17 protein-coding genes and 1 riboswitch are annotated in these 15,425 nt (G+C 66.2%); of the genes, 6 read left to right on the top strand and 11 right to left on the bottom strand.

Annotated elements, in window-relative coordinates; all coding sequences use genetic code 11:
* Nucleotides 1-23: 23 nt before the first annotated feature.
* From EDD25_RS11030 to EDD25_RS11020, 3 genes are read right to left on the bottom strand one after another with little or no spacing between them, the layout of a single operon-like run.
* Nucleotides 24-1,280 (bottom strand): MFS transporter, encoded by a 1,257-nt coding sequence (locus EDD25_RS11030; RefSeq protein ID WP_241986524.1) that lies wholly within the window; start codon nucleotides 1,278-1,280, stop codon nucleotides 24-26.
* 30 nt (nucleotides 1,281-1,310) lie between these two features.
* Nucleotides 1,311-1,949, bottom strand: coding sequence for a potassium channel family protein (locus EDD25_RS11025; RefSeq protein ID WP_134175393.1), 639 nt, complete (start codon nucleotides 1,947-1,949; stop codon nucleotides 1,311-1,313).
* A 52-nt stretch (nucleotides 1,950-2,001) separates the two neighbouring features.
* Nucleotides 2,002-3,321, bottom strand: a complete 1,320-nt coding sequence (locus EDD25_RS11020) for a TrkH family potassium uptake protein (protein WP_241986531.1) — start codon at nucleotides 3,319-3,321, stop codon at nucleotides 2,002-2,004.
* 320 nt (nucleotides 3,322-3,641) lie between these two features.
* Between EDD25_RS11020 and EDD25_RS11015 the strand changes: the two genes are divergently transcribed.
* A complete protein-coding gene (locus tag EDD25_RS11015; protein ID WP_134173313.1) occupies nucleotides 3,642-4,190 on the top strand; it encodes a hypothetical protein in 549 nt (182 codons plus the stop codon).
* Here the strand turns inward: EDD25_RS11015 and EDD25_RS11010 are convergent.
* The 4 genes from EDD25_RS11010 to EDD25_RS10995 form a co-directional block, all read right to left on the bottom strand.
* Nucleotides 4,187-4,972, bottom strand: coding sequence for a GNAT family N-acetyltransferase (locus EDD25_RS11010; RefSeq protein WP_134173312.1), 786 nt, complete (start codon nucleotides 4,970-4,972; stop codon nucleotides 4,187-4,189). The two genes, EDD25_RS11015 and EDD25_RS11010, sit on opposite strands and share 4 nt — an antisense overlap.
* A gap of 91 nt (nucleotides 4,973-5,063) precedes the next feature.
* The gene (locus EDD25_RS11005; RefSeq protein WP_241986525.1) at nucleotides 5,064-5,762 is read right to left on the bottom strand and encodes a phosphatase PAP2 family protein; all 699 of its coding nucleotides are present in this window, start codon (nucleotides 5,760-5,762) and stop codon (nucleotides 5,064-5,066) included.
* A gap of 66 nt (nucleotides 5,763-5,828) precedes the next feature.
* On the bottom strand, nucleotides 5,829-7,085 hold the full coding sequence (locus tag EDD25_RS11000; RefSeq protein ID WP_134175387.1) for a multidrug effflux MFS transporter: 1,257 nt from the start codon (nucleotides 7,083-7,085) through the stop codon (nucleotides 5,829-5,831).
* Nucleotides 7,086-7,272: 187 nt separating this feature from the next.
* On the bottom strand, nucleotides 7,273-8,454 hold the full coding sequence (locus EDD25_RS10995) for an ROK family transcriptional regulator (RefSeq protein WP_134173311.1): 1,182 nt from the start codon (nucleotides 8,452-8,454) through the stop codon (nucleotides 7,273-7,275).
* A gap of 105 nt (nucleotides 8,455-8,559) precedes the next feature.
* Between EDD25_RS10995 and EDD25_RS10990 the strand changes: the two genes are divergently transcribed.
* The 5 genes from EDD25_RS10990 to EDD25_RS10970 all read left to right on the top strand — a co-directional run bounded on the left by EDD25_RS10990 (nucleotide 8,560) and on the right by EDD25_RS10970 (nucleotide 13,541).
* On the top strand, nucleotides 8,560-9,564 hold the full coding sequence (locus tag EDD25_RS10990; RefSeq protein ID WP_134173310.1) for an aldo/keto reductase family protein: 1,005 nt from the start codon (nucleotides 8,560-8,562) through the stop codon (nucleotides 9,562-9,564).
* Nucleotides 9,565-9,709: 145 nt separating this feature from the next.
* Complete coding sequence (locus EDD25_RS10985) at nucleotides 9,710-10,555, top strand: NAD-dependent epimerase/dehydratase family protein (protein ID WP_134173309.1); 846 nt, start codon at nucleotides 9,710-9,712, stop codon at nucleotides 10,553-10,555.
* A gap of 313 nt (nucleotides 10,556-10,868) precedes the next feature.
* Nucleotides 10,869-12,185 (top strand): GNAT family N-acetyltransferase, encoded by a 1,317-nt coding sequence (locus EDD25_RS10980; protein WP_134173308.1) that lies wholly within the window; start codon nucleotides 10,869-10,871, stop codon nucleotides 12,183-12,185.
* Nucleotides 12,186-12,269: 84 nt separating this feature from the next.
* On the top strand, nucleotides 12,270-13,181 hold the full coding sequence (locus tag EDD25_RS10975; protein ID WP_134173307.1) for a DsbA family protein: 912 nt from the start codon (nucleotides 12,270-12,272) through the stop codon (nucleotides 13,179-13,181).
* Between the two features lie 24 nt (nucleotides 13,182-13,205).
* Nucleotides 13,206-13,541 (top strand): CHY zinc finger protein, encoded by a 336-nt coding sequence (locus EDD25_RS10970; protein WP_134173306.1) that lies wholly within the window; start codon nucleotides 13,206-13,208, stop codon nucleotides 13,539-13,541.
* Here EDD25_RS10970 and EDD25_RS10965 read toward each other — a convergent pair.
* The 4 genes from EDD25_RS10965 to EDD25_RS10950 all read right to left on the bottom strand — a co-directional run bounded on the left by EDD25_RS10965 (nucleotide 13,536) and on the right by EDD25_RS10950 (nucleotide 15,423).
* Nucleotides 13,536-13,913, bottom strand: a complete 378-nt coding sequence (locus tag EDD25_RS10965) for a CrcB family protein (RefSeq protein WP_134173305.1) — start codon at nucleotides 13,911-13,913, stop codon at nucleotides 13,536-13,538. The genes EDD25_RS10970 and EDD25_RS10965 overlap by 6 nt on opposite strands.
* Nucleotides 13,910-14,338 carry a fluoride efflux transporter FluC gene (locus EDD25_RS10960; RefSeq protein WP_241986526.1) on the bottom strand — a complete coding sequence of 143 codons (429 nt, stop codon included), beginning with the start codon at nucleotides 14,336-14,338 and terminating at the stop codon, nucleotides 13,910-13,912. Before EDD25_RS10960 ends, EDD25_RS10965 begins: the two co-directional genes overlap by 4 nt.
* 28 nt (nucleotides 14,339-14,366) lie before the next feature.
* A riboswitch (Fluoride riboswitch) is annotated at nucleotides 14,367-14,437 on the bottom strand.
* A 24-nt stretch (nucleotides 14,438-14,461) separates the two neighbouring features.
* Complete coding sequence (locus tag EDD25_RS10955) at nucleotides 14,462-14,971, bottom strand: universal stress protein (protein ID WP_134173303.1); 510 nt, start codon at nucleotides 14,969-14,971, stop codon at nucleotides 14,462-14,464.
* Nucleotides 14,972-15,129: 158 nt separating this feature from the next.
* On the bottom strand, nucleotides 15,130-15,423 hold the full coding sequence (locus EDD25_RS10950; RefSeq protein ID WP_134175386.1) for a metal-sensitive transcriptional regulator: 294 nt from the start codon (nucleotides 15,421-15,423) through the stop codon (nucleotides 15,130-15,132).
* Between the last annotated feature and the right edge of the window lie 2 nt (nucleotides 15,424-15,425).

Raw genomic sequence — 15,425 nt, 5'->3', positions numbered from 1 at the left:
GCTAACCCGCGCAGCTGCATCCGTCACGTGCCAGTCCGAACGGGGCGCAGCAGCAACACGGTGAGCAGGGCGGCCACGGCGGCGAGACCGGCGACCATGCCGGCCGTTCCCGCCCACCCCCAGGTGACGAAGAACACGCCGCCGAGCCAGCCGAACAGGCTCGAACCGGCGTAATACGACAAATTGTACAGAGAGGATGCCTGTGCCCGGCCGACAGAGGCTTCGGTTCCCGTCCAGCCGGAGGCGACGGCGTGTGCGGCGAAAAACCCCGCCGTGGCCAGCAGCACCCCGATGAGGGCAAACGGCAGCGAGTCGGACAGAGTGAGCAGAACGCCACCGATCATGGTGCCCACCGACAGGAGCAACACCGACCATCGGCCGAACCGGGCGGCGAGGATGCCGGCCTGCGCCGACGACCATGTACCGGCGAGGTACGCGACGAAGACGAGGCTGACCAGGGACTGTGGCAGGTTGAACGGTTCGGCGGCGAGCCGAAAACCCAGGAAGTTGTACAGGGCGACGAAGCCGCCCATCAGCAGGAACCCCTGGGCGTAGAGGGCGAGCATCCGCCTCGATTGCAGGTTGGCGCGGAGCAGCCCAATCAGGCTCGAATCGATGCCTGGCCGACGAGCCCGGCGCGGAACGAAGCCCTGCGGGTGCGGAATCAGCGCGATGAACAGCGCTGCAGACACCGCGCACAGCACCGCGACCGTGAATACGCCCGCCCGCCAGTTCGCCAATTCGGCCACCGGGCCGGCCACAAGACGTCCGAGCAGGCCGCCGATCGAGGTGCCGGCGACATAGGTGCCCGCGGCACGTGCCGCATGCCGGGGTTCGATCTCCTCACTCAGGTAGGCGATCGCGATCGCCGGAACACCGCCGAGCATCAGCCCCTCAACGAAACGACCGGTCAGCAGCAGCGGGAACGTCGGGGCGAACGGTACGAGCAGCCCGAAGACCGTCGCCGCGATCACGGCGATCGACATGGCGCGCACCCGGCCAACCCGGTCGGCCACCACCGACCACGGGATCACCCCAATGGCGAGACCGATCGTGGACGTCGACACGACGAGCGCGGCATCCGCGGCCCCCACCGTGAAGTCGTCCGCAATGTGCGCGAGCACCGCCTGGGGCGAATACAGCTGGGCGAACGTGGCGATGCCGGCGAAAAAGAGGCCAGCCAGCAACCGACGGTATTTCGCGCTGCCGTGCACATGGCCCGTCCAGTCAACGGATGCCCCGGCCCGGCCCGGGCGTGCATCCGCATTCTGAGAAGTCACAGCTTCAGCGTAGCCAGAACTGAGGCGCGCTCAGCGCAGCAGACTGTAGGCCTCGACGCGCTCGGACTGGCCGGCAATGAGGATCACGTCGCCGTCGGCAATCACCGTGTCGAGGGACGTGTAGCTCCAGCCGAGGCCCGGACGGTGGAACGCGGTGACGGTGACCCCGTGTTTGGCCCGCACCTTGGCCTCGGCGAGCGGAATGCCGATGAGTGAGGCGGGAGGCGCGGTCTTCACGAGGGCGAAGTTCTCACCGATCTCGATGTAGTCCTGCATGGCGCCGCGCACAAGATGAGCAACGCGCTTGCCCATGTCCTTCTCCGGGTAGATCACGTGGTGCACGCCAAGTTGGGTGAGGATCTCACCGTGCGCATCGCTCACCGCCTTCGCCCAAATGTTTGTGATGCCGAGTTTGAGCAGCAGCGACGAGGTGAGGATATTCGCCTGGATGTCGCCGCCGATGGCCACGACCACGCTGCTGAACTCGGGAACGGACAGCTCGCGCAGAGTCGCCTCCCGGGTGGAGTCGGCACGCACGACGTGCGTGAGCATGCTGTTGTGCGCCTGCACAATGTCCTCGTCACCGTCGATGCCGAGCACTTCGGTGCCACCACGCATGAGTTCGAGCGCAAGCGCGCTGCCGAAGCGACCCAGGCCGATCACGACCACCGATTCCGCCTCGGTGATCCGAGACCGGTCGCGCCGTCCGAATAATGAGTATCTAGCCAATGATCGGCCTTTCCTTCGGGTATTCGTAGGTGGAACGGCGATCACGCAGAGCGAGTGCCGAGGCGAAGGTGATGGGGCCGAGGCGGCCGATGAACATCAGGAAAATCAGAATCGCCTGCCCTGCCGGGGGCAGACCTGCGGTGATGCCGGTGGACAGCCCCACGGTGGCGAAGGCGGAGACGGCCTCGAACATGAGCTCGTCCATGGAGATGTCGGTCATCAGCATGAGACTGGCCGTTGCGGCGATGACCACGGCCACGGCCAGCAGCACAATGCTGATGGCCTCCCGGTGCACCGCGCGGGAGAGTCGCTTACCGAACACGTTCACGGCCACCTCGCCGCGCACCTCTGTCCACAGGATGAAAAACAGCACAGCGAAGGTGGTGATCTTGATTCCGCCGGCGGTGCCTGCCGGGCCGCCGCCGATGATCATGAGCACGTCCATACCGAGCAGGCTCGCGGAATCCATCTGGCCGATGTCGACGCTGTTGAAGCCGGCTGTGCGCGTCTGCACCGATTGGAAGAAGCCGGCGAGAATCTTGCTCGGCCAGTCCATCGGGCCGAGCGTGTTCGGATTGTTCCACTCCACCGCCGTAATGAAGACCGAGCCGAGCACGAGCAGCGTGATCGTGCCGACCACGACGATGCGCGTGTTCATGGTCCATTTGAGCGGGCTGCGCAGATGCTTGCGCAACTGCACGATCACGGGGAATCCGAGTCCGCCGAGAATGACCGCCCCACAAATGGGCAGGCCGATCCATGGGTCGGTGGCATACGACATGATGTTGTCACTGAACAGCGCGAAGCCGGCGTTGTTGAAACTGGACACCGCGTGAAAGACCCCGAGCCAGACGGCACGCCCGAACGGCTCACCGTAACCCGTGAAGAAGCGCAGCGTGAGCATTACCCCCACGACGGCCTCAACGATCAGGGAGATGCCAACGACACCGCGCACGAGACCTTTCACGTCTTCGAGGCCCACGCTCCTCACCTCGGCGGCCGCGTTGATGCGCGAGCGCAGCGAGAGTTTGCGCACCACGGCGAGTCCGATCACCGAGGCGAAGGTCATAATGCCGAGTCCGCCCACCTGAATGAGCACGAGAATCACGACCTGGCCGAACGGCGTCCAGTACGTGGCGGTGTCCACCACGGCGAGCCCGGTCACACACACGGCGGAGGTCGCAGTGAAGATCGCCTCAAGGAACGTGGCGCTGCTGGGGCCCAGCCGAGCATTCGGCAGCATGAGCAATGCGGTGCCCACAAAAATGGTGAACGCGAAGGCGGATGCGACGACCTGCGCCGGGTGCAACAGGGGCCACCCGCGGGGGAGATTTCTAACCTGTTTGCGGTCTTGACGAGTCGCCGGTGAGTGCACTCGATCACTCTACGCGGCGCCGGGTGCCCACGCCGGTGGGGAGAAGAATAGAATCTGCCGGGGTTGCCAGCCTTTTCTGGGTCGCCGCCCGTCGACAGCGGATGCCGGTTGTGGCGGTGATTGTGGTGCCATGAAAAATGACTCTGCAACGGATGCGATTTATGGGGCATACTCGTTGTACACGTCCAAGTCACTGGGCAAATGTCATGGGGGGCGAATTGAGTAGAGAATTTGTACTGCGTCCCAACATAAACCTCGTGCGCGAAACCATTCTCATGTTTCTCGCGTTCTGTGTGCCCATCTTCACCGTGCTCTACTGGTTGAACGCTCCAACAGGAACGTGGCTGCTGGTGCTGATACCGCAGGCGCTCGTGACCTTGATCTACGTGCTGAGCATGATCGCCGGCCACCGGGTGATGATCAGTGTCAACGCGACCGAAATCTCCGAGCGCGGCTTCTTGCGCCCCTTCACCGCATTTCCGCGCGCGATCCTGGGCCGAGTGGTGCTTCTCGATCTCTACACGAGTAGCTCCCTCGATACAATCCCGCAGCTCTTCGTGACCGACACCGACGGCAAGCTGCTCGTTCGCATGCGCGGACAGTTCTGGTCGCACGATGACATGGAAGCCCTGGCCGACGACCTGGACATACCCGTCATGCATGTGCCTGAGCCGGTCACCCTCGCTGACCTCAACCGGCTGCGGCCGGAACTCCTCTACTGGTTCGAACGTCGTCTGAACCTGCGGCGCAGCGGACGAGCGTTTGCCACCAAGGTCACCGACTCCAGCGAAATAATTTCCCGCTAGGCGGGCTCTGCGGCATCCGCTGTCAGCACGTAGTTGGAGTCGGTGTCGACCTCCGGACGCAGACCACTGGCCATGGCGTTCGTGAAGAGAAGCCGCGAGTCGGTGCGCAGGCGAATCGCCGCCTCGGGGTCCGTAGCTCGCAGCTGTTCAAAGTCCACGTTGAGCGCCAGTCGTTCCGTGCCGCTCCATGCCGGCGGCGTGTCGCCGTTCAGTGCCCGCCGCACCCGACCGGAATCGAGGCGCCAGCGCACCTCGAAACGGTCGCTCTGATCATTCCCGGTGATGGCGTCGTCGAGTCGGCCGTAGAAATCCGGTAGAAACGTGGTCACCTCGGCGCCGAGCTTGACGAGGTTGAAGTGCGCGTTGCGGCGAATGAGGGGGTCGAAGGTCCAGCGCATCTCGGTGACGCCCTGCTCGAGGCAGAGCGCGCGCTGAAAGAGCTTGAGCGCGTACCCCACACCATGGCTGCGGCGCCACGGCACAACGGTCGCCATGTGCGAGTGCAGGTGCAGCCCGCCCGACCAACCCAGAAATCCTACTGCGGCCCCCACCGGCCTGCCGTCGCCGAGAGCCACGAGAATCGTGTTGCCGGCGTAGTCCAGGGCGAGCAGCATCGACCGGTCCGGCCCGCGCCCGGCACCCCAGGTGCGGTTGAAGAGACCGAGAATCCCCGTGATATCGCTCGGGTCTGCGGAGCGCAGGGTAACTCCGGCGGCGTGCGCCGCGGCATCCGCCTGCCGAAAAGCCTCGGCCGTCAGCTCTGCCGTTGTGTCTGCCGTCATGGAAAAAGTAGACCATTAAACCGACGGCAATATACGTCAAAAATGTGGGTTACGGGGTCGAATCGGGGCGATCTGCCGCATTCTGGCGTCGTTACCGAGGGAGCGAATCGCCCAACGGATGCCGTCGAGCCAGCCTTCGCTCGCCGTCCAGCTTCGCGGCCAGCGGAGCCCACACCACGAACGCCACTCCCAACCCGATCAGCAGGCCGCCGATCGTGTCGGTGAGCCAGTGTGCGCCGAGGTAGGTGCGGCTGAGGAGCATGATAATCGTGTACGCCACGCCGACGGCCCAGACCCACACCCGCGGAAAGAGAACGGCGAGCACCATGGCCATGGTGGCCGCGTTGGCGACATGCCCGGACGGGAACGACCCGAAGTCGCTGGTCACGAGGATCTCGAGCGGACGGGCACGGCCGAAGAAGTGTTTCAGCAGCTGCACGATCCCCGCGCTCAGGATCGTGGCCCCCAGAAAGTACCCCGCCGCCCACGGTCGTTTGAGTAGGAGAAGCACGGCCGACAGGAGCACGGGTACCACGATGACGCCGATCACACCGCCGCCGAGCGCATTCATGAACAGCGCGGGAATGTCCCAGAACGGCGCCCGGTGCTCGATGACCTCGTTCATCCACTCGGTATCGATCTCGGTCAGGCCGCTCGATCGCGCAACCGCAAGGGAGCCGAGCCCGGCAGCGAGGGCGAGGGCAAGCAGGCCACTGATCACGGGCCAGCGCCTGGCCATGCGCGTGGCGCTCGGGGTCGCCGCGCGCTCCGGTGGCTCGGGAGTAGTCATTGCGCAATGGTAAGCCAGGTTGCCGTCTCGGCCGTGGGTGCCCGCTGCGCGGCCGAGAGACTACGGCTAGTGCTCGAGGGCTGGCACGTGCCGGGGCCGAACGATAAGCCAGAGCGACACGATACCCAGCACCGAGGTGGTGGCCATCACGGCCGACATCGGCACCGCGGTTCCCACACCAAGCAGCCCAACGATCGGCGAGATGAGCCCCGCAACGCCGAAGTTCGCGGCACCGAGCAGCGAGGCTGCGGTCCCCGCCTCGCGGCCGTGCCCGTTGAGCGCGATCACCTGAACGCTCGGAAGCGTAAAACCGCAGGCGGCGATGAAAAACCACAGGGGAACGACGGTGCCCCACAGCCCCGCGTCGGCCAGGTCGAGCAGCATGATGGCCACGGCGGTGACCAGCAGAACAACGGTGGACACGGAGAGGATCCACTGCGGTCCCACATTGAGACGGTGCATGAGCCGCGCGCTCAGCTGCACGCCCGTGACGATGCCGAGGGAGTTCACCGCGAAGAGAAGGCCGTACTGCTGGGCGCTCAGGTCGTAGACCTGCTGAAAGAGGAACGGCGACGCCGACAGGTAGGAGAACAGCCCCGTGAACGTCATGGCCCCGATGATGGCGACGCCCACAAACGTGCGGTCGCCGAGCACCGCGCGGTACCGCTGGCCGAGGGTGCTGTGGCCGCGAGCGTGACGCTCAGCCGGCGGCAGGGTCTCCACGATGAAGAACGCGACGGCGAGGATCACGAGGAAACCGTAGGCGGCGAGCACCCAGAAGATTCCGCGCCACGGCATCACGAGCAGCAATTGCGAGCCGATGACCGGGGCGAGCACCGGGGCGAGGCCACTCACGAGCGCGAGTCGGGAGAGCATGCGCACGAGCGGCTTGCCACCGAACAGGTCCCGCACCATGGCGAGCGCCACGACGGCACCGGCTGCGGCACCGAATCCCTGCAGCACCCGGAACAGGCCGAGCCACACGATGTCGGTCGAAAGGGCAGCGCCCACGCAGGCCAGAATGTGGAACGCCGTCGCGAGCATGAGCGGCAGGCGGCGGCCCACCTTGTCGCTCCACGGCCCCACGACAAGCTGCCCGAATCCGAACCCGATCATGGTTCCGGTGAGGGTCAGCTGAATGGCCGCGGCTGACACGCCCAGATCGCTCTCAAGCGTGGGGAAAGCGGGCAGATACAAGTCGATCGTGAACGGCCCGAGCGCGGTGAGCGCTCCAAGAATCAGAACATAAACGAGACGCTGGCGTCGGGTGAGGGCGTCGCCAGGGTGGCGAGCTGTAGAGCGGAGTTGTGCGGCGCTAACCACAGGAATGGCGGCAGTAGACACGGAAATGAATTCCTCAAGGATGCGGTTCGTGAACGGATGCTGGCCCCTCGGAATGCGGGCGACGGCACCAACGACAAGAACAAGGGCCGCACTGACATCAAGACGCGGCGGCCGACTGATATTCCCGCTGACCCGATTCTTCTCCGGAATCACTCCAGGATGCTGGTCACGCGTCCCCACCCCGCACGAACGATTGCGGATCCTCGAACACTCCCTCGAAGGCCAGCTCGGCGGCCCCGATCATGAGTTGGTTCGAGCCGAGGCGTGCGGAACCGATACCCACTCCCTCACATAGCTCCGCCAGCGTGAGCGCAGCGACGGTGTTCTGCAGCCGGTCTGGATCCACCGCACGGAGCGCCGCAAGAAACCCGCCGAGCACCACGAGCTGCGGGTTGAGTATGTTGATCGCGCCCGCGAGCGCAACGGCGAGAAAATCAAGCTGGCGGTTCACCTCGGCTCGAACCTGCGGCGAGTCAGAGCCGAGGAGGGCGCGTTCGAGATCGTCGGCATCCGTTGTACCACTCAGGCCGAGGGCGGCGAGCAGGCCACTGCGGGTAACCTCGGCCTCGAGGGTGCCCGCAAGGCCGGCGGAGTCCACGGCCGCGCCCTCGCTCACCTTGGCGTGGCCGAATTCACCCGCGTAGCCGGCATGGCCGCCCAACAGCTGCCCGCCCATGAGCAGGCCGCCGCCGATGCCGCTCGCGCCACCGTTGAGGTACACGAGGTCGGTGATACCGACACCCGCACCGAAGTAGCGTTCGGCGAGCACGCCGAGGCTTGCGTCATTCGCGGCGACCACCGGGTAACCCGTTGCTGCCGAAAGCCGTTCGGCGAACGGCTCGGCAACCCACCCGAGGTGCGGAGCGTGACGCACGAGGCCGTCGTGGGTACGCACGAGTCCCGGGACGGCCACGCCAACGCCCACCACATCGAAGCGGGCGTCGAGCTCGCCGCGCATACCGTCGATCACGGCCACGGCTATGTTCACGGCCTCGGTGGCGCTGGGCGAGCGTTCAACCGGGCAGCGGATGCGCCGGTGCACGACGCCATCAAGCCCCACGAGGCCCACGGTCACCGCGTCGATCTCCGGGTGCACGGCAATGGCGACCACGCGCGGGTTCACCTGCACCACGGGACTCGGCCGCCCCACCTGCCGGGAGGCCTCCGGCTCACGCTCGACAGCGAGTCCGATCTGCACGAGCTCGGAGACGAGGGCCGAGACGGTGGAACGGTTCAATCCGGTGAGGCGGGTGAGCGCTGCCCGGGACAGGGGCCCGCTGCGATGCACCAGCCGCAGGATGGTCGCCAGGTTGTGTCGACGCACGTCGTCATGGTTGTTCCCCTGCATGGCATCCTCACCGTTGCCTTACAGATTACCTCGGGCCCTCCCGACTGCCTGTGTTAGGTTGCCCAAGTCAACAAACCTGCAGCGCCGCCGAGAGACAGGACCCTCATGGAATTTCGTTATCTGGGAAACAGTGGATTGAAAGTCTCCGCACTCACCTATGGCAATTGGCTCACGCACGGCTCGCAGGTGGAGAACGACACCGCAACACTGTGCGTGCGCGCGGCACTCGATGCCGGCATCACCACGTTCGACACCGCGGACACGTACGCGAACACCGTGGCCGAGAGCGTGCTCGGCGACGCCCTCAAGGGTGAGCGCCGCCAGTCGCTCGAAATCTTCACGAAGGCGTACTTCCCCACCGGCCCGAAGGGCCACAACGACACCGGGCTCAGCCGCAAACACATTTTCGAGTCGATCGACGGTTCGCTCCGCCGCCTGCAGACCGACTACGTGGACCTCTACCAGGCCCACCGTTACGACGTGGAGACCCCGCTGGAGGAGACGATGCAGGCCTTCGCTGACGTGGTACGCCAGGGCAAGGCCCTCTATATCGGCGTGAGCGAGTGGAATGCCCAGCAGCTGCGCGCCGGCCACGCGCTCGCCCGCGAGCTCGGAATTCAGCTCGTGTCGAACCAGCCGCAGTACTCCATGCTGTGGCGGGTCATCGACGCCGAGGTGGTGCCGGCATCCGTTGAGCTCGGCGTGTCACAGATCGTGTGGTCCCCCGTGGCCCAGGGCGTGCTCACCGGAAAGTACCTGCCGGGCCAGCCGCCGCTTGCCGGCAGCCGGGCAGCGGATGCCAAGGGTGGCGCCGACATGATCTCACGCTGGATGAGCGACGAGGTTCTGACGAACGTGCAGCGCCTGCGCCCGATCGCCGACGATCTCGGGCTCACCATGGCGCAGCTCGCGCTCGCCTGGGTGCTGCAGAACCAGAACGTGGCCTCGGCGATCATGGGGGCGTCCCGCCCGGAGCAGGTCGCCGACAACGTGAAGGCCGTCGGCGTCACACTCGAGCCCGCCGTCATGGCGCAGATCGACGAGATCACCCGCGCACTGGCCGAGGTCGACCCGCGCAAGACCACGTCCCCCGAGACCCGACTGGCGTAGTCTCGGCCCGGCTGGGCCGCTTCCCAGCCGTCACGCCGACGCCAAAACCGGAGCATCTGAGACACACCGAGGTAACCGGCCACGCCACCCGGCGTGTCGCCAAAAACTGCGGTTTTACGGACACCACCCGCACCAGGAGAATCCCATGAGAATTGCAGTCACCGGCGGTAGCGGCAAGCTCGGGCGCAGTGTTGTCGCCCGACTGTCGAGCGAGCGACACGACGTCACCAACCTCGACCAGTCGGGGCCTCGCGGTGCCGGCTTCACGAAGATCGACCTCACCGATTACGGCCAGGTCGTCGACGTGATGTTCGGCATCAACGACCGCACCGATGGGTTCGACGCGGTCGTGCACCTCGGCGCCATTCCGGCACCCGGCCTGCACGCGGACGTGGCCACGTTCCACAACAACATGCTGTCCACCTACAACGTGTTCCAGGCCGCGCGACGAGCGGGCATCAAGCGCATCGTCTACGCGTCGAGCGAGACCGTGCTCGGCCTGCCGTTCGACATCGACCCGCCCTACATCCCCGTCGACGAGGAGTACCCGGCCCGCCCGGAGAGCACGTACTCGCTCGTGAAGCACCTCGAAGAGCAGATGGCGATCGAACTCGTGCGCTGGGATCCGACGCTGAGCATCACGGCACTGCGTTTCTCCAACGTGATGGATCCCGACGACTACGCCGCGTTCCCCGCATTCGATGCCGATACCACACTGCGCAAGTGGAACCTCTGGGGTTACATCGACGGCCGCGACGGAGCGCAGGCGGTACTGCGGGCGCTCGAGACGGCCGCGCCCGGCTTTGAGACGTTCATCATTGCGGCGGCGGACACCGTGATGACGCGTTCCTCGGCGACCCTCGCCGCTGAGGTTTTCCCGGGCGTCTCGGTGGTCAAGGACGTATCCGAACACGAAACGCTGCTCTCGATCGACAAGGCCCGGCGCCTGCTCGGTTTCGCCCCGGAGCACAGCTGGCGCGACCACACCTAGCCGCCACCCGGATGGATGCGTAGCGGAGGTTGCCAGCCCAGTTCAGTTCTGCTGCCACAATCCGTGGTCCTTGCCCGAAGGAAGAGAAGAATCAGAATTTCCTAAAAACATATCGGGATTTGAGAGGCCCCGACAGTCTCAAACTGTGTTCTACCGGGGAGGCGTCCACGCGGATACGAGGCGCATCCGCCGTTGACATTCACGTCATCGCCGATGATGTTGGGCGACAAGACATTCACCGATTCGACCCACCGGGAGTGACGGCACCGCAGCGTGAGTGGTTGACCCGGCCATGCACGGCTAGGGTCTAAGCGTGACCCAACACACTTCCCTCCCCGTCGACTCCGACTCCCGAGACATGCTGGCCGCGCACGGCCTTGACCTGGGCATTCTCGACCCCACTGACCTGGTGTCCGCCCGGCGGTGGCTGCAGGCCGAGGCCCGTGGCTTCCATGATTCGGCCCACAGCAACGAACTGCTCGGGGTGCTTGAACGTGAAATTGCCATTGACCGGGTGACCGCGGTGCACGATCGCAGCGGCGCTGACCCGGACTCCCCCGTCGCCACCGTGCGTTCCTGGGAGATGGGCCTCAGCGTTCCCGGCGGCGGTACGCTCCCCGCCTGGGCCATCAGCTCCGTCACGGTGGCCCCCACGCACCGCCGTCGAGGAATCGCCCGTGCGCTTCTCCCTGGCGAACTCCGCTCCGCGCAGGCTCTCGGTCTGCCGCTCGCCATGCTCACCGTGTCGGAGGCCACCATCTACGGGCGTTTCGGCTTCGGCCCGGCGGCTCACCAGGCACACGTGCACGTCGACACGACTCGCGCCCGCTGGATCGGCCCGGTCCCCACCGGTCGGGTTGACTTCGTCACCGCCGCCTCCCTCGTCGTTGAAGGCCCCGCCATCTTCGAGCGGTCCCGCGAGTCCGGCGAGGTCGACCGCCGCCCGAGCTGGTGGAGCCACGCCCTCGGCCTGGTTCCCCAGGACCCTGATTCCGGGAAGCGCAGTCTGCGTTGCGTGCGCTACGACGACGCCGCCGGCCGCGCGCAGGGCTTCGCCGTCTACTCCATCGCGCTCGGCGACGACGGGTATCCTGCCCGCCTCGATCTCGCAGACCTCGTGGCCGCGACCGACGATGCCTACGCCGCTCTGTGGCACTTCGTGATCGACATGGATCTGGTCACTGAGGTCAGCGCGCCGCTACGCAGCGTGCGTGAAGCGCTCTCCTGGCAGGTGAGCGACCGCCGAGCCGTGCGCAAGACGCTCGAGCGCGACCACCTGTGGTTGCGGATTCTCGATGTGCCCACCGCCCTCTCCTCCCGCACATATTCCGCTCCCGGAATATTCAGGCTCACCGTCACCGACGACCTTGATTTCGCCGCGGGGGACTACCTGCTCACGGTTGACGCCGACGGACACGGCGCGGCGCATCCGCTCGCCGGCGAGATGCCCGCCGACGCCGTGCACGTGACGCTCGCGGTGGCCGACCTTGGCGCGCTCTACCTCGGGGCCGGCAGCGCCGTCGACCTCGCCCGCGCCGGACGGCTCACCACGACCACGACGGATGCTGCCGCCCGCCTCGACGCCACCTTCCACTCCCCGACCTGCCCTCGCCTCAGCACCGGGTTCTGACACCGCTCCCAGCCAGTTCACAGCGCGCGAATGCCCGGCACACAGACGTAAAACCTAGTGTCAGAAGGCATTCCCAACGAAACGGTGACTGAGCGCATGATGAGCAACGCCTCCGGGCAGCCCCGCCCGCCCAGGAAAGACCGCCGCGACCAGGCCCGCGAACAGTCGAGGCTGATGCGCGACGACGAGCATGCGCGCGCCAAACGACAGCGCTTGCTCCGGCGTGGCGGCATTGGCGGCATCGGCGGCGTCCTCCTGGCTGCGGCGACCGTGGCGGCGCTCGTTGTCGCCAACCAGAACACTCCAAGCTATGCCGGGCCCCTCAACATGGCGAGCGACGGAATCCTCATCGGCGGCGACGGCACCACGGTGTCGGCCGCGATGACCCCCGCACTCGCCGCCGGGGCGAAGCCCGTGGCCACCGACAAGTCCCAGCTCAGCGACATGGTCAACATCGACATCTACGTCGACTACATGTGCCTCTTGTGCGGCCAGTTCGAGGCCACAAACGCCGCCCAAATCGCGAGCTGGGTCACCGCCGGCAACGCCACGGTGGAGCTGCACCCCCTCTCGATTCTCGACACCTCATCGCGTGGCAACAACGATTCCACGCGCGCAGCGAATGCGGCCGCATGCGTTGCCAACTTTGCCCCCGACAGTTTTCTCGCCGTGAACACGGCTCTCTTCGCGAAACAGCTGGCCGAGGAAACGGGGGGCCTCACCGACGCTCAGCTGCAGAGCCTGATCGAGAAGGCCGGGGCCACCAACCCGAACATCGCGGCCTGCATCACGAAAGAGACTTTCGTCCCCTGGGTCCGTGCTGCCTCGGATCGCGCGCTGAAGGGCCCCCTGCCCAACGCCGACATCACCAAGGTCACCGGCACGCCCACCGTGCTCGTGAACGGCGCGTCCTACAAGGGTTCACTTAGCGATGCGAAGGCCTTCGAGGCCTTCGTGACGGCGCAGACTCTGGCGACGGGCACCGGCGGCGACTAGACCCACCGCTGCGATACTGGAACGATGACCTCTCCCCCGCGCATCTATGGTGCGGTCGTCGATGACCAGACGCGGTGCGTGCACTATCACTCGCTCCGCGACGTGATCGCGATCAAGTTCGCCTGCTGCAGACGCTACTACCCGTGCTTTCGGTGCCATGGCGACAGCGAGTCGCACCCCGCCGAGCAGTGGCTCGAAGGCGACGTGGACCACCTTGCTATTGTGTGCGGCGTGTGTCACACGGAGATGAGCATCCGCTCATATCAGTCGGTGACGCACTGCCCCGCGTGCGCCGCCGAATTCAATGACGGCTGCCGCGTGCATGCGCACCTGTACTTTGCGCTGGCTCCGTCGTCATAGGGAGAGACCGAACCAGAGGCCGAGCCCGGCCGCGGCAACGGATGCCACGAGCATGCCGAGCCCGACAGTCAGCGCCGGCCGGTACCGGCGTTGCTGCAGCAGACGAACGATCTCGACGCTCGCCGTGCTGAACGTCGTGTAGCCGCCGAGGAGTCCGCCGCCCAGCACCAGCAGCCAATCACTGCTCACGAGGTGCACGAGGGCGAGACCGGTCAGGAGGCCGAGCAGCAGCGACCCGGTGACGTTGATCACGGTCGTGCCAAGCACGAGCGTCCCCCGCAACCGTGAGCGCAGCATGCCGTCGACGAAAAGCCGGGCGGCCGCGCCCAGCCCACCGGCAAGTGCCACGGCTATAAAAGTCAGCGGGGTCATGCGAGACCTCCACCGTTGCGGCGGCGATGCACGCTCGCCGACCCTACAATGCCCAGCCAGGTGGCCGCGGCTCCGAGAATCAGGGTCCCTCCGGCATAGAGCAGGGCGGCGCCCACCGAGCCGTCGGCCAGGAGCAGGCTCGTGTCGGTCGCGAGGGCACTGTAGGTCGTGAAGCCTCCCAGTACGCCGGTGCCGAGCAGCACCCGGGTCCCGCGCCGCCGACCCTCATCAGGCCCGCGGCGCAGGAGGGTCTCGAGCAGCGCGCCGAGCAGCAGCGCTCCCGTGACATTGATGGCGAACGTGACGGCGATGGCACCGGGATCCAACAGCAGCAACACCTCACGCAGTGCGGTCCCCCCGGTGCCGCCCACAAAAACCAGGGCCAGGTATTGCCACCGCATGTGCACCGGCGCCTTGTCGCTCACGAAACACCTACCAGTTCTCGCCGGGGCGAAGAGGATAGGAACCATTAGCGGTGGGCGGTTCGAGCGGATGCTCCGGCGGGATCCATCGCCAGCCCTCAGGATACACGGGGTCAAGCGGAACGGTCAGGACTCGTTCCAGGGCAGCGCCTTGTCCAGGGGAACCGGTGCGAGCGGGATGACGACGACGGGTCGGTGTTGCCGGTGCGCGAGGTGCACGGCGACGGCGCCGTTGAAGAATTCCCCCAGGGTCGCCCGCACGGTGGCCTCGCGGGTACCGACAACGATCATCGCCGCATCAATGGTGTCGGCGAGGGCGCCGAGCGCCAGAGCCGGGTCACCGGCGAGCGCACGAGTCGACCACGACAGGTCGAGGCCGCCGAGCAGGGTGGTCAGATGCTCGAGCAGTGCGGGGTCGAAGCTCGGATCCGTCGGTTCCAGCAGGTCCTGGTCGATGGGAAACGACGTCATCGACCCGTCGCCCAAATCGAAGATCATGTAGCGATTCACATCGACGTAGGCGCATACGAGCTCGGCGTCGAAGCGCTGGGCAAACGTGGCGGCCTGGAGAACCACGGCGTCGGGCTGCCCCGGCAGGACACCAACAATCACATGTGCAATCGGCTTGGCAGTCATGGCACTCCCGCTTTCGATCGTTCGGCGTCCACTGGCTCGCTCAGCCTGTCAGATTCCGCGCGGGGCGGCTACCGCCACGCCGGAATACTTCCCCGGTGGCGCACGCCCGTTCTGCACGACTACCCGGCTGCCGCGACGCGACAGCCGACGACCCGTGGCTACGCGAGGGTCAGAAAGAGCTTCTCAAGTTCGTCCACGCTGAGGGATTCTTCACCGTCAGGCTTCGCGATGCACTCACGCATGGCCCTCGACACGATGACGAAACCGGCTCGGTCGAGCGCGCTCGACACGGCCGCGAGTTGCGTGACGACGTCTTTGCAGCTCCCGCCGGCCTCGACTGCGGTGATCACGGCGCCCAGCTGGCCCTGCGCGCGGCGCAAGCGGTTGACGATCTTCTTCTGCGCGGCAGCGTTCTCCGCAGCGTTCTCGGCAGCGGTATCCACTGATTCCATGG

The sequence above is a fragment of the Cryobacterium psychrophilum genome (assembly GCF_004365915.1).
Classification (GTDB): Bacteria; Actinomycetota; Actinomycetes; order Actinomycetales; family Microbacteriaceae; genus Cryobacterium; species Cryobacterium psychrophilum.
Note: the sequence above shows the minus strand (reverse complement) of the source record. Positions and strands in the feature narration are given on the sequence as shown.